This is a genomic window from Pseudomonas syringae (assembly GCF_021605415.1).
GTDB classification, from domain to species: Bacteria; Pseudomonadota; Gammaproteobacteria; order Pseudomonadales; family Pseudomonadaceae; genus Aquipseudomonas; species Aquipseudomonas syringae_S.
This window is the reverse complement of record NZ_WKEQ01000005.1, coordinates 163,686-183,271: the sequence shown is the minus strand read 5'-3', so window position 1 is coordinate 183,271 and position 19,586 is coordinate 163,686. Positions and strand designations below refer to the sequence as shown.

15 protein-coding genes are annotated in these 19,586 nt (G+C 59.2%); 10 read left to right on the top strand and 5 right to left on the bottom strand.

Features of this window, described 5'->3' with window-relative positions:
• The first annotated feature begins 83 nt into the window (after positions 1-83).
• From trhO to GIW69_RS05465, 5 genes are all read left to right on the top strand, one after another.
• On the top strand, positions 84-1,025 hold the full coding sequence (trhO, locus tag GIW69_RS05485) for an oxygen-dependent tRNA uridine(34) hydroxylase TrhO (protein WP_236481118.1): 942 nt from the start codon (positions 84-86) through the stop codon (positions 1,023-1,025).
• 3 nt (positions 1,026-1,028) lie between these two features.
• Positions 1,029-1,664: a DsbA family protein gene (locus GIW69_RS05480; protein WP_236481117.1), complete on the top strand. Its 636-nt coding sequence runs from the start codon at positions 1,029-1,031 to the stop codon at positions 1,662-1,664.
• Positions 1,657-3,474 carry an ABC transporter ATP-binding protein gene (locus GIW69_RS05475; RefSeq protein ID WP_236481116.1) on the top strand — a complete coding sequence of 606 codons (1,818 nt, stop codon included), beginning with the start codon at positions 1,657-1,659 and terminating at the stop codon, positions 3,472-3,474. The genes GIW69_RS05480 and GIW69_RS05475 overlap by 8 nt, the downstream gene beginning before the upstream one ends.
• A gap of 94 nt (positions 3,475-3,568) precedes the next feature.
• On the top strand, positions 3,569-6,031 hold the full coding sequence (locus GIW69_RS05470) for an EAL domain-containing protein (RefSeq protein WP_236481115.1): 2,463 nt from the start codon (positions 3,569-3,571) through the stop codon (positions 6,029-6,031).
• Positions 6,032-6,076: 45 nt separating this feature from the next.
• The gene (locus GIW69_RS05465; protein WP_236481114.1) at positions 6,077-6,871 is read left to right on the top strand and encodes an iron-containing redox enzyme family protein; all 795 of its coding nucleotides are present in this window, start codon (positions 6,077-6,079) and stop codon (positions 6,869-6,871) included.
• Positions 6,872-6,998: 127 nt separating this feature from the next.
• Here the strand turns inward: GIW69_RS05465 and GIW69_RS05460 are convergent, their stop codons facing one another.
• From GIW69_RS05460 to GIW69_RS05440, 5 genes are all read right to left on the bottom strand, one after another.
• Positions 6,999-7,925: a GGDEF domain-containing protein gene (locus GIW69_RS05460; protein WP_236481113.1), complete on the bottom strand. Its 927-nt coding sequence runs from the start codon at positions 7,923-7,925 to the stop codon at positions 6,999-7,001.
• A gap of 363 nt (positions 7,926-8,288) precedes the next feature.
• Positions 8,289-9,029, bottom strand: a complete 741-nt coding sequence (locus GIW69_RS05455) for a YciK family oxidoreductase (protein WP_236481112.1) — start codon at positions 9,027-9,029, stop codon at positions 8,289-8,291.
• Positions 9,030-9,077: 48 nt separating this feature from the next.
• The gene (gene mupP / locus GIW69_RS05450) at positions 9,078-9,749 is read right to left on the bottom strand and encodes an N-acetylmuramic acid 6-phosphate phosphatase MupP (protein ID WP_236481111.1); all 672 of its coding nucleotides are present in this window, start codon (positions 9,747-9,749) and stop codon (positions 9,078-9,080) included.
• A 4-nt stretch (positions 9,750-9,753) separates the two neighbouring features.
• Positions 9,754-10,452: a bifunctional 2-polyprenyl-6-hydroxyphenol methylase/3-demethylubiquinol 3-O-methyltransferase UbiG gene (gene ubiG / locus GIW69_RS05445; RefSeq protein WP_236481110.1), complete on the bottom strand. Its 699-nt coding sequence runs from the start codon at positions 10,450-10,452 to the stop codon at positions 9,754-9,756.
• 57 nt (positions 10,453-10,509) lie between these two features.
• The gene (locus GIW69_RS05440; protein ID WP_236481109.1) at positions 10,510-11,844 is read right to left on the bottom strand and encodes a TRZ/ATZ family hydrolase; all 1,335 of its coding nucleotides are present in this window, start codon (positions 11,842-11,844) and stop codon (positions 10,510-10,512) included.
• Between the two features lie 108 nt (positions 11,845-11,952).
• Between GIW69_RS05440 and mtnA the strand changes: the two genes are divergently transcribed.
• From mtnA to hisC, 5 genes are all read left to right on the top strand, one after another.
• Complete coding sequence (gene mtnA, locus GIW69_RS05435; protein ID WP_236481108.1) at positions 11,953-13,029, top strand: S-methyl-5-thioribose-1-phosphate isomerase; 1,077 nt, start codon at positions 11,953-11,955, stop codon at positions 13,027-13,029.
• 422 nt (positions 13,030-13,451) lie between these two features.
• The gene (gyrA, locus tag GIW69_RS05430) at positions 13,452-16,106 is read left to right on the top strand and encodes a DNA gyrase subunit A (protein ID WP_236481107.1); all 2,655 of its coding nucleotides are present in this window, start codon (positions 13,452-13,454) and stop codon (positions 16,104-16,106) included.
• Between the two features lie 151 nt (positions 16,107-16,257).
• Entirely contained in the window at positions 16,258-17,343 is a 1,086-nt protein-coding gene (gene serC / locus GIW69_RS05425) for a 3-phosphoserine/phosphohydroxythreonine transaminase (protein ID WP_236481106.1), read from the top strand.
• Positions 17,343-18,437, top strand: a complete 1,095-nt coding sequence (pheA, locus tag GIW69_RS05420) for a prephenate dehydratase (protein WP_007908404.1) — start codon at positions 17,343-17,345, stop codon at positions 18,435-18,437. The genes serC and pheA overlap by 1 nt, the downstream gene beginning before the upstream one ends.
• Before the next feature lie 13 nt (positions 18,438-18,450).
• Positions 18,451-19,563, top strand: a complete 1,113-nt coding sequence (gene hisC / locus GIW69_RS05415; RefSeq protein ID WP_236481105.1) for a histidinol-phosphate transaminase — start codon at positions 18,451-18,453, stop codon at positions 19,561-19,563.
• Positions 19,564-19,586 lie beyond the last annotated feature (23 nt).

Sequence of the window (19,586 nt, the reverse complement as noted above, 5' to 3'; positions counted from 1 at the left end):
CTCCGCAACGCGCCGCTCACCCGGCGCGTTTTTTTTCGTATCCGGTTCACCCTTTGCGAGGGTAGCCACCTGGAGAATCACCCATGACACAACAGATTGTCGTGGCGGCACTGTATAAGTTCGTCACCCTCGAAGATTACGTAGACCTGCGCGAACCCTTGCTGCAGGCGATGCTCGACAACGGTATCAAAGGCACCCTGCTGATCGCCGAAGAAGGCATCAACGGCACGGTCTCCGGCAGCCGCGAAGGCATTGACGGGCTGCTCGCCTGGCTCAAGAACGACCCGCGCATGGACGATATCGATCACAAGGAATCGTACTGCGACGACCAGCCGTTCTACCGCACCAAGGTCAAGCTGAAGAAAGAGATCGTCACCTTGGGTGTCGAAGGCGTCGACCCGAACAAGAAGGTCGGCACCTATGTCGATCCGAAGGACTGGAATGCGCTGATCAGCGATCCTGAAGTGCTGTTGATCGACACCCGTAACGACTACGAAGTGTCGATCGGCACCTTCGAAGGCGCCATTGATCCGAAAACCACCAGTTTTCGCGAATTCCCAGACTATATAAAAGCCCATTTCAACCCGGCCGTGCACAAGAAGGTCGCGATGTTCTGCACCGGCGGCATCCGCTGCGAGAAGGCGTCGAGCTACATGCTCACCGAGGGCTACGAAGAGGTTTACCACCTCAAGGGCGGAATCCTGAAGTACCTCGAAGAGGTGCCGCAGGAGGAGACCAAATGGCAGGGTGACTGCTTTGTGTTCGACAACCGCGTGACCGTGCGTCATGACCTCAGCGAAGGCGACTACGATCAATGTCATGCCTGCCGCACGCCGGTCAGCGTTGAAGATCGTACCAGCGAACACTACGTCCCCGGCGTCAGTTGCCCGCACTGCTGGGACACGCTGAGCGAGAAGACCCGCCGCAGCGCCATCGATCGCCAAAAGCAGATCGAACTGGCCAAGGCCCGCAACATGCCTCACCCGATCGGCTACAACTATAAGCAAGCATCCACCGAGGCCTGAATCATGTCTGCGCGCCTGCTCTATGTAATGGATCCGATGTGTTCCTGGTGCTGGGGATTCGCCCCGGTCGCCAATGCATTGGTTGAGCAGGCGCAGGCCGCCGGGGTCGAGCTGCACCTGGTGGTTGGCGGCTTGCGCACCGGCAGCGGCTCGGCACTTGAACCGACCACCCGACGCTACATCCTTGAACACTGGCAAGCGGTCACCGAGGCCACCGGTCAGCCGTTCAAGCTTGAAGGCGCGCTGCCGGACGGTTTCGTCTACGACACCGAACCTGCCTGTCGCGCGTTAGTAACGGCGCGCAGCCTGGCGCCGGATTGCGCATGGAAACTGCTGGGCCTGATTCAACACGCGTTTTACGTCGAGGGCCGCGACGTCACTCAGGCCAGCGTGTTGGTCGAGCTGGCGGAACAGGCCGGCGTGCCGCGCATCGAGTTCGCCGAGTTGTTCGATCGTGCCGAACAGCATGTCGCTACCGAGGCCGATTTCACCTGGGTGCAGGATCTGGGCATCGCCGGATTTCCGACCTTGCTGGCCGAACGCAATGGTCAGTTGGCGTTGCTGACCAACGGCTATCAACCGCTCAGCGAGCTGTCACCGTTACTCGGTCGCTGGCTGGAGCGTGCCGCCTGTGCCTGACCTGCCCGATGACACGCCAGCGGTAAAGCGTGTCGACCGGCTGAGCTGGGCGGAAGTCCGCCGCCTGGCCCTTCATCATAAAAAATCCCTGTGGATCGCCAATGGCGTCGCCGTACTGGCGACGTTATGCAGCGTGCCGATCCCGTTGCTGCTGCCGCTGCTGGTGGACGAAGTCCTGCTCGGCCATGGCGATGCCGCGCTGAAAGTCATGAACCATGCGTTGCCTTCAATGTGGCAGCAAGCCGCCGGTTACATCGGCCTGATGCTGCTGGTGACCTTGACCCTGCGTTGCTGCGCCCTGTGTTTTGGCGTATTGCAGGCGCGGCTGTTTGCCCGGTTGGCCAAGGACATCGTCTATCGCATTCGCATACGGTTGATCGAACGGCTCAAGCGCATCTCCCTCGGCGAATACGAAAGTCTGGGCAGCGGCACCGTGACCACGCACCTGGTCACCGATCTCGACACCCTCGACAAATTCGTTGGCGAAACCCTCAGTCGTTTTCTCGTGGCGATGCTGACCCTGGTCGGCACCGCGAGCATTCTGATGTGGATGCACTGGAAACTGGCGCTGCTGATCATGCTGTTCAACCCGCTGGTGATCTACGCCACGGTGCAGTTGGGCAAGCGGGTCAAGCACCTGAAAAAACTGGAGAACGACAGCACCTCTCGGTTTACCCAGGCGTTGAGCGAAACCCTTGATGCGATTCAGGAAGTGCGTGCCGGCAATCGTCAGGGCTTTTTTCTCGGGCGGCTCGGGTTGCGCGCGCAAGAAGTTCGCAACTACGCCGTCAATTCTCAGTGGAAGACCGATGCGTCCAACCGGGCCAGCGGCTTGCTGTTCCAGTTTGGCATCGACATTTTCCGGGCGGCGGCGATGCTTACGGTGCTGTTTTCCGACCTGTCGATCGGCCAGATGCTCGCAGTGTTCAGTTACCTGTGGTTCATGATCGGCCCGGTCGAGCAGTTGCTGAATCTGCAATATGCCTATTACGCCGCCGGCGGTGCGCTGTCGCGAATCAACGAGCTGCTGGCCCGCGCCGACGAGCCGCTATATCCAGGCGGTGTCGATCCGTTCAAGGGGCGCGAAACCGTGGGCATACAGATTCAGGGCTTGAGTTTCGGCTATGGCGACGAGTTGGTGCTGGACAAGATGGATCTGTCCATCGCCCCGGGCGAGAAGGTGGCGATCGTTGGCGCCAGCGGCGGTGGCAAAAGTACCTTGGTGCAGTTGCTACTGGGTTTGTACACGCCGTTGGCCGGCACCATTCGCTTCGGCGGATCGACCCAGCAGGAAATCGGCCTGGAAACCGTGCGTGAGAACGTCGCCGTGGTGCTACAGCATCCGGCGCTGTTCAACGATACCGTGCGGGCCAATCTGACCATGGGCCGCACGCGTAGCGATGAAGCCTGCTGGCAGGCGCTGGAAATCGCCCAGCTCGAAGCGACCATTCGCGGACTGCCTGACGGACTGGACAGTGTCGTCGGACGCTCCGGCGTGCGTTTGTCGGGTGGTCAGCGCCAACGCCTGGCAATTGCGCGGATGATCCTTGCCGAGCCGAAAGTGGTGATCCTCGACGAGGCCACGTCGGCACTGGATGCCGCCACTGAATACAACCTGCATCAGGCGATGGCGCGGTTCCTTAATGGCCGCACCACGCTGATCATTGCCCATCGGCTGTCCGCCGTGAAACAAGCCGATCGCGTGCTGGTTTTCGATGGCGGGCAGGTCGCCGAGGATGGCGATCATCAGCAATTGATTGCCGAAGGTGGCCTGTACGCCAAACTTTATGGGCATTTGCAGCGTTTGTAAGTGATCGTCGCTTGCTTGATGGGGGAACGCCTCCTAGTCTTGGGGGGTTGGTCTGATCGGAAAGGATGATCAGGCAGTGCCTTCAAGGAATTCCATGAATCAAATGCGGACTCTCGGAACGCCACGGCTGTTAGGCATCGTTTGGCCATTCATCGCCGTCGTGTTGTTCCAAGCGCTGTTAGGTGGTGTCAGCCTGTATGTCCTGTCGGCTGTTCGCGGTTATGTCGCTGGCGAGAGCTTGTGGTCCAAGGGCCAGAAAGACGCCATCTACTACCTCAATTTGTACGCCGACAGCCGCGACGAGGCCATTTTTCTCAAATTCAAAGCGGCGATTGCCGTTCCCCAGGGCAGCCATCAATTGCGTCTGGCGCTTGATCGCGAGCCGCCGGATCTGCAAGCCGCCCGTGAAGGGATTCTGCAGGGTGGCAATCATCCGGACGACGTTTCCAGCCTGATCTGGCTTTACCTCAATTTCCGCCATTTCAGTTACCTCGAAACCGCCATCGATCGCTGGACAGTGGGTGACGCCTACCTGGTGCAGCTGGACGACGTCGCCCAGGAGATGCATGAGCGTATCGAGGCCAATGTCGCATCCCCTGCGGATATCCAGGATTGGAAAAGGCGTATTTTTTCCATCAATGACGCCGTGACGCCCGCCGCCAGAGCCTTCAGCGATGCCTTGGGCGAAGGCTCGCGGATGATCATGCGTTTGCTGCTGTTCACTAACCTGGCGACGGCCCTCGGGCTGATCGCACTGGCGTTGTTGCGCACGCACAAGTTGCTCAAGCAGCGGCATGCATTCGCCGAGGCGCTGCAACTGGAGAAGGATCGGGCGCACATTACCTTGCAATCAATCGGTGACGGGGTCATCACCACTGATGTGAACGGCGCGATTGAATACATGAATCCGGCCGCCGAAGCCCTGACTCACTGGAAAGCCGAGCAGGCGACTGGCCTGCCGCTGGCTGCTCTGTTCAATTTGCTCGACGACAATGCTCAAGCGGAAGGCCAGACACTGATCGAGCACATTCTCAGCGGACGCCTGATGGGGGGCAGCGAACACTCCAAGCTTATCCAGCGCCTGGACGGCAGCACCGTGTCAGTCACGCTGGTCGGTGCGCCGATTCGTCACGCGGAAAAAATCTGCGGCACGGTGCTGGTACTGCACGACATGACACAGGAGCGGCAATACATCGCCAATCTGTCCTGGCAGGCCACCCACGATGCCTTGACGGGGCTGGCCAACCGGCGGGAATTTGAATATCGCCTGGAGCAGGCGCTGCACAATCTCACACGCCAGTCGGGGCGGCATGCACTGATGTTCCTCGATCTCGATCAATTCAAGCTGGTCAACGACACGTGCGGTCATGCTGCGGGGGATGAACTGCTTCGGCATATCTGCGCGCTGTTGCAATCCGGTTTGCGCGAGGGTGACACGCTGGCGCGATTGGGCGGGGACGAGTTTGGCATCCTCCTGGAAAACTGCGCGCCGGAAGCGGCGGAGAAAATTGCCGAAAGCCTGCGCCACACTGTGCAAAACCTGCATTTCGTGTGGAAGGGACGGCCGTTTCTGACAACGGTGAGTATCGGTCTGGTACACATTGCACAAACCCCGACCACCCTTGAAGCGTCCCTGCGCGCCGCCGACATGGCGTGCTACATGGCCAAGGAAAAGGGTCGCAATCGGGTTCAGGTGTATCACGCCGACGACTCCGAGCTGTCCCTGCGCTTTGGTGAAATGGCCTGGGTTCAGCGCTTGCATATGGCGCTGGAGGAAAACCGCTTTTGTTTGTACGCGCAGGAGATCGCCGCGTTGGGCCCGGCGGCGGCCGCACGAGGCGGGCATATCGAAATTCTGTTGCGGCTGCATGACGAGGCCGGCCGGATGATCCTGCCGGACAGTTTCATTCCGGCCGCCGAACGTTATGGATTAATGCCGTCGCTCGATCGTTGGGTCGTGCAAAACGTATTCAAGGTTATTGCGCAATGTATAGAACAAGAGCGCAACGGTTCATTGGCAATGTGTGCGATTAATCTGTCAGGCATTACTATAGGAGATGACGCGTTTTTGCACTTCTTGCGTGAACAGTTTGATACTTATTCAATCCCGCCTGAAATGATTTGTTTTGAAATTACTGAAACTAGTGCGATTTCAAATTTGGGCAGTGCAATAAAATTTATTAATGAACTCAAAAGCTTAGGCTGTTATTTCTCGCTTGATGACTTTTGCGCCGGTATGTCTTCATTCGCCTACTTGAAACATTTACCTGTAGACTTCCTCAAGATCGACGGGAGTTTCGTAAAGGATATGCTGGACGACCCGATTAACCGCGCCATGGTCGAAGTGATCAATCACATCGGCCATGTCATGGGTAAACAGACGATTGCCGAGTTTGTCGAAACAACCCAGATAGAACAGGCATTGCTCGAAATCGGTGTTGATTATGCTCAGGGATATGTGATCGAACGGCCGCAGTTGTTTACATGCGACAGTTTGCAGAGCCGCCCCGCAAGAGCACAGCCTTTGTTGTTCAGGGCGCCTGGCACGTTCCGTTGAAACTCTTGCCGGTCGAGACAATCACAAATCAAAAGGAGCCGAACAGTGATCGACACATTCGTTAGAACCGGGCCACTCATGGAAGCTGCTAGTTATCCCGACTGGGCACAACAGTTGATCAAGGATTGCAGCGAGAGCAAACGCCGGGTTGTCGAGCATGAACTTTATCTGCGCATGCGTGATAACAAGCTCAGCGCCAGAACCATGCGCCAATATCTCATTGGTGGCTGGCCCGTCGTTGAGCAATTTGCGTTGTACATGGCGCAGAACCTCACCAAAACAAAATTCGCCCGTCATCCCGGCGAAGACATGGCGCGACGCTGGTTGATGCGCAATATCCGCGTGGAACTGAACCACGCCGATTATTGGGTACATTGGAGTCGCGCACACGGTGTCAGCCTCGAAGATCTTCAGGCACAGCAAGTGCCGCCGGAGCTGCACGCGCTGAGCCACTGGTGCTGGCACACCAGTTCGTCGGACTCGCTGATCGTCGCCATTGCCGCCACCAACTATGCGATCGAGGGTGCGACGGGGGAGTGGTCAGCGGTGGTCTGCTCAACGGGTGTGTACGCTGCGGCGTTCCCTGAAGAGGATCGCAAGCGGGCGATGAAATGGCTGAAAATGCACGCCCAATACGATGACGCCCATCCGTGGGAAGCGCTGGAAATCATCTGCACCCTGGCCGGTTTGAACCCGACGAAGGCATTGCAGGAGGAGCTGCGACAGGCCGTCTGCAAGAGTTACGACTACATGTATCTGTTTCTTGAGCGCTGTATGCAGCTTGAAATGGCAGAACGCGTCGTAGTCGGACGTGAACGGCGGGCACTGGCCGAAAGCTGATCCAATGCACTAAAAAATGTGGGAGCGAGCCTGCTCGTGAAGGGGTGCATCAGCCGACAACATTTTGGCTGATGCACCGATTTCGCGAGCAGGCTCGCTCCTGCAGTTGTTTGTGGAGTGTCTGAAATCAGCCTGCCATGGTCAGGCGGTTGCGACCCTCTCGCTTGGCCACGTACAGCGCGCTGTCGGCCCGGCGCAGCAAGCTGTCCGCGGACTCACTGGGTAACAGCGTCGAGCATCCGAGACTCACGGTCAGCTCGATCAATTTGCCATCGGCGTAATGATCCTGATTTTGCGCCGCCTGGCGCAGTCGCTCGCCGACCAGTGCGGCCGCATCCCGACTGGTGTTCGACAGCAAAATCAAAAACTCTTCCCCGCCATAACGAAACACCATGTCGACATTGCGCAACTGGCCTTTGATCGATGCGGCTACGGCTTTGAGCACTTCATCGCCCGCGCTGTGGCCATGGCTGTCGTTGACATCCTTGAAGTGGTCAATATCGAGCATCAGCAGCGACAACGGTTGAAGATGCCGGCGCGCCATTTCGATTTCCCGATGCAGGGTCTGTTCCATGGCAATGCGATTGCCGGTACCGGTCAACGGGTCGCGTAATGCGCTTTGGGTCGCAGCGCGATAGAGCAGGGCATTGCGCATCGGATACAACAACGCCGAGAGCAATGACTCCAGGTTGCCCTGTTCATGCTCGCTAAAGCGTTGATTGCGGCGAAATATCAGTTCGCCCAACTGTTCGCCGTCATGACTGAGGCTGTAGCTGACCGAGTGACGACCGCGAACGCCGAACTCCAGCCTCAGGTCGCTGCCCTGATGTTGATAGACCAATGCGTCCAGCGGCACAAGCGCCTGTATCTCGCGGAAAAACAAACCAAGGATGCGTTGCGGTTCAAGGCTGGTTTGCAGTTGTTGACTCAGCTGCTGGCGCAATTGTGCAAGGCTTGCGGGCCGCTCCAGACGCGCTGGTTGCTGACCGATGCCCAGGCGTTGCAATTTGGCGCTGTCGAAGTCAATTGCATTGGTCTGGGAGGGTGATTTCATTATGGCGTGAGCCCCTAGGCAGTAAGGCTGTCTTACAGGCTGGGTGAGAGCGGCTAAGGGCTGCGCGTCGTACTGATCCATCAGTCCCGTAGGACATTTGTTTCAAGTTTAGTCTGCCTGATGGCGAATAGTCAGCTATCCAATCAGGCGTCGCGCCACAGCCTTCTCACGGCTTGTTATGAACAGAATTAGAGCGAAAGTCGTGCCATTCCGTTCAGGTTTATTCAAAGTCGTTGAGAATCAATAAGTTGAGAAAATATTTGAAGTGGCAGCGCTAGATATTTGACTGACTTGGCGAACGTAGAGGCGGCAATATCGTGCCGCGACGGGAACCCGTCACGGCACAAAATGCGACGTATGGCATTACTGGGCGTTGAACGCCTGGCCATTGATGCCCGTGCTGTCGGGGCCCATCAGATAGAGATAGACCGGCATGATCTCTTCAGGCGTCGGGTTATTCAGCGGGTTTTCACCGGGATAAGCCTGCGCGCGCATGCTGGTGCGCGTGCCGCCGGGGTTGATGCTGTTGGCGCGTACCGGCGCGACGGTGTCGACCTCGTCGGCCAGGGTTTGCATCAAGCCTTCAGTGGCGAACTTGGAAACACCATAGGCGCCCCAGTAAGCCCGGCCTTTACGCCCGACGCTGCTGGAGGTGAACACCACCGACGCGTCCTGTGAAAGCTTGAGCAATGGCAGCAACGTGCTGGTGAGCATGAACATGGCGTTGACGTTAACGTGCATGACGCGCATGAAGTTCTCGCCGGACAACTGCTCGATCGGCGTGCGCGGGCCGATGATCGAGGCGTTGTGCAGCAGGCCGTCGAGACGGCCGAATTCGTTCTCGATCATCGCCGCCAGCTCATCGTATTGATGGGGCAGGGCGGTCTCCAGGTTGAACGGAACCACTACCGGCTGCGGATGCCCGGCCGCTTCGATCTCGTCATAGACCTGACTCAGATTGGCTTCGGTCTTTCCCAGCAACAGCACGGTGGCGCCGTGGGCTGCGTAAGTCTTGGCGGCGGCCGCACCGATGCCACGACCGGCGCCGGTGACCAGAATGACCCGATCCTTGAGCAATTCGGGGCGAGCGGAGTAATCGAACATAAAAACCTCTTAAATCAGTAACCGAAGGCTTGCAGGAGCAGGGCGCAGTCAGCAACCACACAACGCGCTATCCAGCACCTTGCGCAACTCCAGCGGATGATCCACCACCGCATCCGCACCCCAATGCCGCGGATTGTCATCCGGATGGATGTAGCCAAACGTTACGGCACAAGTCTTGGTGCCCGCATCGCGGCCCGACTCGATGTCCCGCAAGTCATCACCGATGAACAGTACAGTGGACGGATCAAGGTCGAGCATTTTGCAGGCAAGAATCAGCGGCTCCGGATCCGGCTTGCTGTTCTTCACATGATCCGGGCAGATCAGCACTGCCGAACGCTCGGCCAGGCCAAGTCGTTGCATGATCGGCTCGGCGAAACGCACAGGCTTGTTGGTGACCACGCCCCAGATCAGATTCGCGCGCTCGATGTCCACCAGCAACTCGGCCATGCCGTCGAACAGTTTGCTGTGCACGGCGCAACCCACGAGGTAGCGCTCAAGGAATTCCTGACGCAATTGCTCGAAACCCGGGGATTCCGGATCCATCGAAAACGTCACCGCGACCATGGCTTTGGCACCGCCGGAGATCTCGTCGCGAATGTGCTGGTCGTTGATCGGCGGCAAGCCGCGATCCGCGCGCATCGCCTGGCAAATGGCGATGAAGTCCGGCGCCGTGTCGAGCAAGGTGCCGTCCATGTCGAAGAGAACTGCTCTGATAGCCATCGGCTTACTCCTCGCGCAGGGTCTGGATCATGTAGTTGACGTCAACGTCCGCCGCCAGTTTGTAGTGTTTGGTCAGCGGGTTGTAGGTCAGGCCGATGATGTCTTTTACGGTGAGGCCGGCGATACGGCTCCAGGCGCCCAGCTCGGAGGGGCGGATGAATTTCTTGAAGTCGTGGGTGCCGCGTGGCAGCAACTTCATGATGTATTCGGCGCCGATGATCGCAAACAGGTACGCCTTCGGGTTGCGATTGATGGTCGAGAAAAACACTTGGCCGCCAGGCTTGACCATGCGGAAGCAAGCGCGGATGACCGACGACGGATCAGGCACGTGTTCGAGCATTTCGAGACAGGTGACCACATCGAACTGCTCCGGCATTTCTTCAGCGAGGTCTTCGGCGGTGATCTGCCGGTACTCGACACTCACGCCGGATTCCAGTTGATGCAGTTGCGCGACCGCCAGCGGCGCTTCGCCCATGTCGATGCCCATCACGGTGGCGCCACGTTGGGCCATGGCTTCGCTGAGGATGCCGCCGCCGCAACCGACGTCGAGGACTTTTTTGCCGGCCAGATTGACCCGCTCATCAATCCAGTTGACGCGCAACGGGTTGATGTCGTGCAGCGGCTTGAACTCGCTTTCACGATCCCACCAGCGATGGGCAAGGGCCTCGAATTTGGCGATTTCGGCGTGGTCGACGTTACTCATGGTCATTCCTCGAAAAACTTGAAAAAGGTTGTAGCCCCGGAACTCTGTCCGGGGTTTTTACGATTCGGTGTGACCGCTGATGCGCTGGCCCCAGGCTTTGGCGGTGGCGATCAGTTGTTGTTCATCAAGGCGCGTCAGGCGCCGGTCGTCGAGCAATTGTTTGCCGGCGACCCACAAATGCTTAACGCAGTCGCGGCCGGTGGCATAGATAAGCTGCGACACCGGGTCATAGACCGGTTGCTGCGCCAGTCCGGACAAATCAAAGGCGACGATGTCTGCCGCCTTGCCGATTTCCAGCGAACCGGTCTGCGCTTCGATCCCGAGGGCGCGGGCGCCGTTGAGCGTGGCCATGCGCAAGGCGCGGTGGGCATCCAGTGCGGTGGCCGAGCCGGCAACGGCTTTGGCCAGCAACGCAGCGGTACGGGTCTCGCCGAGCAGATCGAGATCATTATTGCTCGCCGCGCCATCGGTGCCGACGGCGACGTTGACCCCAGCCTGCCACAGACGCTCCACCGGGCAGAAGCCGCTGGCCAGTTTCAGGTTCGATTCCGGGCAATGGATCACGCTGGTGTTGCTTTCTACCAGCAGCGCAAGGTCGTCCTCGCTGATCTGGGTCATGTGCACGGCCTGGAAGCGCGGGCCGAGCAGGCCCAGTCGACCGAGGCGCGCCAGCGGGCGTTCGCCGTTCTGCTCGACCGCTTGCTGCACTTCGAAAGCGGTTTCGTGGACGTGCATATGGATCGAGGCGTCGAGCTCTTCGGCAATGACGCGGATTTTTTCCAGATTCTCGTCGCCCACGGTGTAGGGTGCGTGAGGGCCGAAGGTGATCTTGATGCGCTCGTGATGCTTGAGATCGCCGAACAGCTCGACGCCCTGACGAATGGCTTCGTCGGCGCTGGCGGCACCCGGAATGGGAAAATCGAGGATCGGAATGGCAATCTGCGCGCGGATACCGCTGTTGTGCACGCGCTCGCTGGCAACCTTCGGGAAGAAATACATGTCAGAAAAACAGGTGATGCCACCTTTTATCTGTTCGGCGATGGCCAGGTCGGTGCCATCACGGACGAAATCTTCATCGACCCATTTGCCCTCGGCAGGCCAGATGTGGTTTTCCAGCCAGGTCATCAACGGCAGATCATCCGCCAGACCACGGAACAGCGTCATCGCCGCGTGACCGTGAGCATTGATCAGACCCGGACTGAGCAAGACGTCCGGCAATTCGCGAGTTTCAGTGGCGTTGCACTTCAGCGCCTCAGCGCGCGGGCCGATAAACACGATGCGACCGTCACGGATGCCCAGGCAATGCTCTTTGAGCACCACGCCAGCGGGTTCGACAGGAACGAGCCAGGTCGGCAGCAACAATAAATCGAGCGCAATGGCAGGTTTCGGCATCGAGGGTCGGTTCCAGTGCTTTTGTGAAGGATGGCGAAGTATACCCGAGCGTCTTCGCGGGGGGCTCGCTATAATCGGCGGCTTTTGTTCATAAGTGCGGGGGTTGGGATGCGCGATCGACTGTTGGCTGCAGAGAAAGTGAAGGCCATCGATTGGCGTGATGGCGCCCTGTACCTGCTCGATCAGCGCATTCTGCCGTTCGAGGAAAACTGGATTGCCTACACCAGTGCAGCGGGCGTGGCCGAAGCCATTCGTTCTATGGTGGTGCGCGGTGCGCCAGCCATCGGCATCAGTGCGGCCTATGGCATCGTGCTGGCAGCGCGTACGCGAATTGCCGAAGGGGGCGACTGGTATGCGGCGCTGGAAGAGGATTTCATGCTGCTGGCCGATTCCCGTCCTACAGCCGTCAACCTGTTCTGGGCGCTGGGTCGCATGCACGATCGGCTGGATCGCCTGAAAGAAAACGCCGATCCACTGGCGGCGCTGGAAGCCGAAGCCCTCGCGATCCATGAAAGTGATCGCGAAGCCAACCTGACCATGGCGCAACTGGGCGTTGATCTGATTCGCAAGCATCAGGGCAATGCTCAGGCCATCCTCACGCACTGCAACACCGGCGCACTGGCGACCGGCGGTTTCGGCACGGCGCTGGGCGTGATTCGCGGCGCGTTCCTGGAAGGCATGGTCGAGCGCGTCTACGCCGACGAAACCCGTCCGTGGCTTCAAGGGTCGCGTCTGACTGCGTGGGAACTGGCCAATGAAGGGATTCCGGTGACGCTGAACGCTGACTCCGCAGCCGCGCACATCATGAAAACCAAAGGCGTGACCTGGGTGATCGTCGGCGCTGACCGGATCACCGCCAACGGCGACGTCGCCAATAAAATCGGTACTTATCAACTGGCGGTCAATGCCATGCACCACGGCGTGCGTTTCATGGTGGTGGCGCCGAGTTCGACCATCGACATGAACCTGGCCAGCGGCGATGACATTCCGATTGAGGAGCGTGACGGTGCCGAACTGCTGGAAGTCGGCGGCAAGCGTGTGGGTGCCGACGTCGAGGCATTCAACCCGGTGTTCGATGTCACCCCGGCTGACTTGATCGACGCCATCGTCACCGAAAAAGGCATCGTCGAACGCCCCGACACCGCGAAAATGGCCCAGCTCATGTGCCGCAAACGCCTGCATTGATTGGCCTTGGCGTTTGAGCGGGCCCATCGCTGGCAAGCCAGCTCCCACAGGAATCGAGTGATCACGCAACCTGTGGGAGCTGGCTTGCCAGCGATGAGGCCGTATAAGTCAATAAACATCCCCGAATAGATCTCAATTTGAGCATTCGATGCATCTCTAAGCCTCTCTCGTCCCCGTCAAGCCTGTCACCGGTCAACTAACTATGCTCCATGCGCGTCTGGGGGATAGGTGCGTGGCGGCTCTTGTGATAACATCCGGCGTTTTCCGAGACAGCCCTGCGGGGTTGTCTTCACTGCGCAAATCCAGGGTCAACTTGTTGATTTGTCGTAAGTCGGTGCATGGCACTCAGCCTGCATCGACGAGCTTCGTTGATCCCATATGGAAATGACGAAGTTTCACCAGAAAAAGGAATCAGGCTTCTCATGGGCGAACTGGCCAAAGAAATCCTCCCGGTCAATATCGAAGACGAGCTGAAACAGTCCTACCTCGACTACGCGATGAGCGTGATCGTCGGCCGTGCACTGCCGGATGCGCGCGATGGCCTCAAGCCCGTGCACCGTCGCGTGCTGTTCGCGATGAGCGAGCTGGGCAACGACTTCAACAAGCCGTACAAGAAATCTGCCCGTGTCGTCGGTGACGTGATCGGTAAGTATCACCCGCACGGTGACACTGCGGTGTACGACACCATCGTCCGCATGGCCCAGCCTTTCTCCCTGCGCTACCTGCTGGTTGACGGTCAGGGCAACTTCGGTTCGGTGGACGGCGACAACGCTGCGGCCATGCGATACACCGAAGTCCGCATGACCAAGCTGGCGCACGAGCTGCTGGCCGACCTGCATAAAGAAACTGTGGACTGGGTGCCGAACTACGACGGCACCGAAATGATCCCGGCGGTCATGCCGACCCGTATTCCCAACCTGTTGGTCAACGGCTCCAGCGGTATCGCCGTGGGCATGGCGACCAACATTCCGCCGCACAACCTCGGTGAAGTCATCGACGGTTGCCTGGCGCTCATCGACAATCCCGAGCTGACGGTCGACGAGTTGATGCAATACATCCCCGGCCCGGACTTCCCGACCGCCGCGATCATCAACGGTCGCGCCGGTATCATCGAAGCCTACCGCACCGGTCGCGGGCGCATTTACATGCGTGCCCGCTCGACCATCGAAGACATCGACAAGGTCGGTGGCCGCCAGCAGATCGTCATCACCGAACTGCCGTACCAGTTGAACAAGGCGCGTCTGATCGAGAAGATCGCCGAGCTGGTTAAAGAGAAGAAGCTCGAAGGCATCACCGAACTGCGCGACGAATCCGACAAGGACGGCATGCGCGTCGTGATCGAGCTGCGTCGCGGCGAAGTGCCTGAGGTGATTCTCAACAACCTCTACGCCCAGACTCAATTGCAAGCGGTGTTCGGTATCAACATCGTCGCGTTGATCGACGGCCGTCCACGCATCCTGAACCTCAAGGATCTGCTGGAAGCCTTCGTTCGCCACCGTCGCGAAGTGGTTACCCGACGCACCGTGTTCGAACTGCGTAAAGCCCGCGAGCGTGGTCACATTCTCGAAGGCCAGGCCGTTGCCCTGTCGAACATTGATCCTGTCATCGCCCTGATCAAGGCCTCGCCAACGCCGTCGGAAGCCAAAGAGGCGCTGATCAGCACCCCTTGGGAATCGTCCGCCGTGGTGGCGATGGTTGAGCGTGCCGGCGCCGATTCGTGCCGTCCCGAGAACCTCGATCCGCAATACGGTCTGCGTGAAGGCAAGTACTTCCTGTCGCCGGAACAGGCGCAAGCCATTCTCGAACTGCGTCTGCATCGCCTGACCGGTCTGGAACACGAGAAGCTGCTGGCCGAGTATCAGGAGATCCTCAACCAGATCGGCGAGCTGATCCGCATCCTCAACAGCGCCGTGCGCCTGATGGAAGTGATCCGCGAAGAGCTGGAAGTGATCCGCGCCGAATACGGCGACGTGCGTCGCACCGAAATTCTCGATGCCCGTCTCGACCTGACCCTGGGTGACATGATCCCGGAAGAAGAGCGCGTCGTGACCATCTCCCACGGTGGCTACGCCAAGACCCAGCCATTGGCTGCGTATCAGGCTCAGCGTCGTGGCGGTAAAGGCAAATCGGCGACCGGCGTCAAGGATGAGGACTACATTGCTCACCTGCTGGTCGCGAACAGCCACACCACGCTGCTGCTGTTCTCCAGCAAAGGCAAGGTGTACTGGCTGAAGACCTACGAGATCCCGGAAGCATCGCGCGCCGCCCGTGGTCGTCCGCTGGTCAACCTGCTGCCGCTGGATGACGGTGAATACATCACCACCATGTTGCCGGTCGAGGAATACACCGAAGGTCACTACATCTTTATGGCGACCGCACTCGGCACCGTGAAGAAGACCCCGCTGGAATCCTTCAGCCGTCAGCGCAGCGTCGGTCTGATCGCGCTGGAGCTGGATGAAGGCGACGTGCTGATCTCCGCAGCCATCACCGATGGCGAGCGTGAAGTCATGCTGTTCTCCGACGGTGGCAAGGTGACCCGCTTCAAGGAATCCGACGTTCGCGCCATGGGCCGTACCGCTCGCGGTGTTCGCGGCATGCGTCTGCCGGAAGGCCAGAAGCTGATTTCCATGCTGATCCCGGAAGAAGGCAGCGAGATCCTCACCGCCTCTGCACGTGGTTACGGCAAGCGTACGGCCATCAGCGAGTTCCCTGAATACAAACGTGGCGGTCAGGGCGTGATCGCCATGGTCAGCAACGAGCGTAACGGCCGTCTGGTCGGCGCAGTCCAGGTGCTCGACGGCGAGGAAATCATGCTGATTTCCGACCAGGGCACCCTGGTACGTACTCGCGTTGACGAAGTGTCCAGTCTGGGGCGTAACACCCAGGGCGTGACCCTCATCAAACTGGCCAAGGATGAAACCCTGGTCGGGCTGGAGCGGGTACAGGAGCCGTCGGAAATCGAGGGCGAAGAGCTTGAAGGCGAAGAGGGCGAGGTGTTCGAAGGCGATGTCGTGGTCGACGACGCTGTAGAAGACCAGCAACTCGACGCTGCCGCCGACGAAGAGCCACAAGAGTAAGTGGACAAACAGGGGGCGGATGAAAATTCGCCCCCTTGTTGTTTGTCAGGCATGAAATGCCTGTGCAGGTGCTGCCGAAGGCTGCTCCTGCAAAGATCCTGTGACCGATCAAAGAATTATTGTGTATCACCAAGCCAGAGCGAGATTGGATGTGAGCAAGAGAGCCTATAACTTCTGTGCCGGTCCCGCGGCGCTTCCCGAAGCTGTCCTGCAGCGCGCCCAGGGTGAATTGCTCGACTGGCACGGCAAAGGCCTGTCGGTCATGGAAATGAGCCATCGCAGTGATGAGTTCGTGTCCATCGCGACCCAGGCCGAGCAGGATCTGCGTGACCTGCTTAATATCCCGTCGAACTACAAAGTGCTGTTTCTGCAAGGTGGCGCGAGCCAGCAGTTTGCGCAGATTCCACTGAACCTGTTGCCCGAAGGCGGCAGCGCCGACTATATCGACACCGGTATCTGGTCGCAGAAAGCCATCGAAGAAGCCTCGCGTTACGGTCACGTCAACGTTGCCGCCACCGCCAAGCCATATGACTATTTCGCCATTCCGGGCCAGAACGAGTGGAACCTGTCCAAAGACGCGGCCTACGTTCACTACGCGCCGAACGAAACCATCGGTGGTCTGGAATTCCAGTGGATTCCGCAAACCGGCGACGTGCCGCTGGTGGCTGACATGTCTTCGGACATTCTGTCGCGTCCGGTCGACATTTCCCGCTTCGGCATGATCTACGCCGGCGCGCAGAAGAACATCGGCCCGAGTGGCATCGTGGTCAACATCGTCCGCGAAGATCTGCTTGGCAAGGCGCGTGCCCTGTGCCCGACCATGCTCAACTACAAGGTCGCGGCCGATAACGGCTCGATGTACAACACCCCGCCGACACTGGCCTGGTACTTGTCCGGCCTGGTGTTCCAGTGGCTGAAAGAGCAGGGCGGCGTCGACGCGATCGCCAAGCTCAACGACGTCAAGCAGCGCACGCTGTACGGCTTCATCGACGCCAGCGGCCTTTACAGCAACCCGATCAACAAGTCGGATCGCTCGTGGATGAACGTGCCGTTCCGTCTGGCCGATGACCGCCTCGACAAGCCGTTCCTGGCCGGCGCCGACGAACGCGGCCTGCTTAACCTCAAGGGCCACCGCTCCGTGGGTGGCATGCGCGCTTCTATCTATAACGCTGTCGACATCACTGCGGTCAACGCGTTGGTGGCGTACATGGCGGAGTTCGAGAAGGAACACGGCTGATGTCCGAGCAAGAACTCAAGGCGCTGCGCGTCCGTATCGATGCGCTGGACACCAAAGTCATGGAGCTGATCAGCGAGCGCGCACGCTGCGCCCAGGAAGTGGCGCGGGTGAAAATGGCGTCGCTGGCCGAGGGCGAAGTCCCGGTGTTTTACCGTCCGGAGCGTGAAGCCCAGGTGCTCAAACGCGTGATGGAGCGAAATCAGGGGCCGTTGGGCAACGAAGAGATGGCGCGGTTGTTCCGCGAAATCATGTCTTCCTGCCTGGCGCTGGAGCAGCCGCTGAAAGTGGCTTATCTCGGCCCGGAAGGCACCTTTACCCAAGCGGCCGCGATGAAGCACTTCGGCCATGCCGTGATCAGCAAGCCGATGGCGGCGATCGACGAAGTGTTCCGTGAAGTGGCAGCCGGTGCGGTGAACTTCGGCGTGGTGCCGGTGGAAAACTCCACCGAAGGCGCGGTCAATCACACCCTCGACAGCTTCCTCGAGCACGACATGGTGATCTGCGGCGAAGTTGAGCTGCGTATCCACCATCATTTGTTGGTCGGCGAAAACACCAAGACCGACAGTATCAGCCGCATCTATTCTCATGCGCAGTCGCTGGCCCAGTGCCGCAAGTGGCTCGACGCGCATTACCCGAACGTCGAGCGCGTGGCGGTTTCGAGCAACGCCGAAGCGGCCAAGCGGGTCAAGGGTGAGTGGAACTCGGCGGCGATTGCCGGTGACATGGCTGCTGGCCTGTATGGCCTGACCCGTCTGGCCGAGAAAATCGAGGATCGCCCGGACAACTCCACGCGATTCCTGATGATCGGTAATCAGGAAGTGCCGCCGACTGGCGACGACAAGACTTCGATCATCGTGTCCATGAGCAACAAGCCCGGCGCGCTGCATGAGCTGCTGGTGCCGTTCCACGACAACGGGATCGACCTGACTCGTATCGAGACACGTCCTTCGCGCAGCGGTAAATGGACTTACGTGTTCTTCATCGACTTCGTTGGCCACCACCGCGATCCGTTGATCAAAGGTGTGCTGGAGAAGATCAGTCAGGAAGCAGTAGCACTCAAAGTACTGGGTTCCTACCCGAAAGCAGTTCTCTAAGGGGCGGTAGCAAATGAGTGGCAATTTCCTCGCTCTGGCACAGCCGGGCGTGCAACAACTTTCGCCATACGTGCCGGGCAAGCCAGTGGACGAACTGGCACGTGAGCTGGATCTTGATCCAGCGAGCATCATCAAACTGGCCAGCAATGAAAACCCGCTGGGCGCCAGTCCGAAAGCGCTGGCGGCGATCCGTAGCGAGTTGACCGAGCTGACCCGTTATCCGGATGGCAACGGTTTTGCCCTTAAGTCGCTGCTGGCCGAGCAGTGCCGCGTCGAGCTGAACCAGGTGACCTTGGGCAACGGCTCCAACGACATTCTCGAACTGGTCGCGCGCGCCTATCTGGCGCCGGGCCTGAACGCGGTGTTCAGCGAGCATGCGTTCGCGGTGTATCCGATCGCGACCCAGGCAGTGGGCGCTCAGGCCAAGGTCGTTCCGGCCAAGGAGTGGGGGCATGACCTGCCGGCGATGCTGGCGGCGATCGACGCCAACACTCGCGTCGTCTTTATTGCTAACCCGAACAACCCGACCGGCACCTGGTTCGACGCCGAGGCGCTGGACGAATTCCTGCAAGATGTGCCGGAACATGTGCTTGTCGTGCTGGACGAGGCGTACATCGAATACGCCGAGGGTAGCGACTTGCCGGATGGGCTGGATTTCCTCGCGGCTTATCCGAATATGCTCGTCTCCCGGACATTCTCCAAGGCCTACGGCCTGGCAGCGCTGCGCGTTGGCTACGCCTTGTCGACGCCAGTGGTGGCGGACGTGCTGAACCGCGTTCGTCAGCCGTTCAACGTCAACAGCCTGGCACTGGCCGCAGCGTGTGCGGCGCTTAAGGATGAAGACTACCTGGCCAAAAGCCGCCGCTTGAACGAAGCCGGCATGCAACAGCTGGAAGCCGGTTTCAGTGCGCTGGGGTTGACCTGGATTCCGTCGAAAGGCAATTTCATTTGTGTCGATCTCGGTCAAGTGGCGGCGCCGGTGTTCGAAGACTTGTTGCGCGAAGGCGTGATTGTGCGTCCAGTGGCCAACTACGGCATGCCGAACCATTTGCGCGTCACCATCGGTCTTGAAAGAGAAAACAGCCGCTTCCTTGAAGCGCTGCGCAAGGTTATGGCTCGTGGTTGATGTCACTGCACTGCAATCTGCTG

What these genes read in the sequence shown, in the direction of transcription:
- gyrA (WP_236481107.1), top strand. Translation starts at nt 13,452, where the DNA reads ATGGGCGAACTGGCCAAAGAAATCCTCCCGGTCAATATCGAAGACGAG.
- GIW69_RS05455 (WP_236481112.1), bottom strand. Translation starts at nt 9,029, where the DNA reads ATGTTCGATTACTCCGCTCGCCCCGAATTGCTCAAGGATCGGGTCATT.
- GIW69_RS05470 (WP_236481115.1), top strand. Translation starts at nt 3,569, where the DNA reads ATGAATCAAATGCGGACTCTCGGAACGCCACGGCTGTTAGGCATCGTT.
- GIW69_RS05480 (WP_236481117.1), top strand. Translation starts at nt 1,029, where the DNA reads ATGTCTGCGCGCCTGCTCTATGTAATGGATCCGATGTGTTCCTGGTGC.
- trhO (WP_236481118.1), top strand. Translation starts at nt 84, where the DNA reads ATGACACAACAGATTGTCGTGGCGGCACTGTATAAGTTCGTCACCCTC.
- pheA (WP_007908404.1), top strand. Translation starts at nt 17,343, where the DNA reads ATGTCCGAGCAAGAACTCAAGGCGCTGCGCGTCCGTATCGATGCGCTG.
- ubiG (WP_236481110.1), bottom strand. Translation starts at nt 10,452, where the DNA reads ATGAGTAACGTCGACCACGCCGAAATCGCCAAATTCGAGGCCCTTGCC.
- GIW69_RS05440 (WP_236481109.1), bottom strand. Translation starts at nt 11,844, where the DNA reads ATGCCGAAACCTGCCATTGCGCTCGATTTATTGTTGCTGCCGACCTGG.
- mupP (WP_236481111.1), bottom strand. Translation starts at nt 9,749, where the DNA reads ATGGCTATCAGAGCAGTTCTCTTCGACATGGACGGCACCTTGCTCGAC.
- hisC (WP_236481105.1), top strand. Translation starts at nt 18,451, where the DNA reads ATGAGTGGCAATTTCCTCGCTCTGGCACAGCCGGGCGTGCAACAACTT.
- mtnA (WP_236481108.1), top strand. Translation starts at nt 11,953, where the DNA reads ATGCGCGATCGACTGTTGGCTGCAGAGAAAGTGAAGGCCATCGATTGG.
- GIW69_RS05460 (WP_236481113.1), bottom strand. Translation starts at nt 7,925, where the DNA reads ATGAAATCACCCTCCCAGACCAATGCAATTGACTTCGACAGCGCCAAA.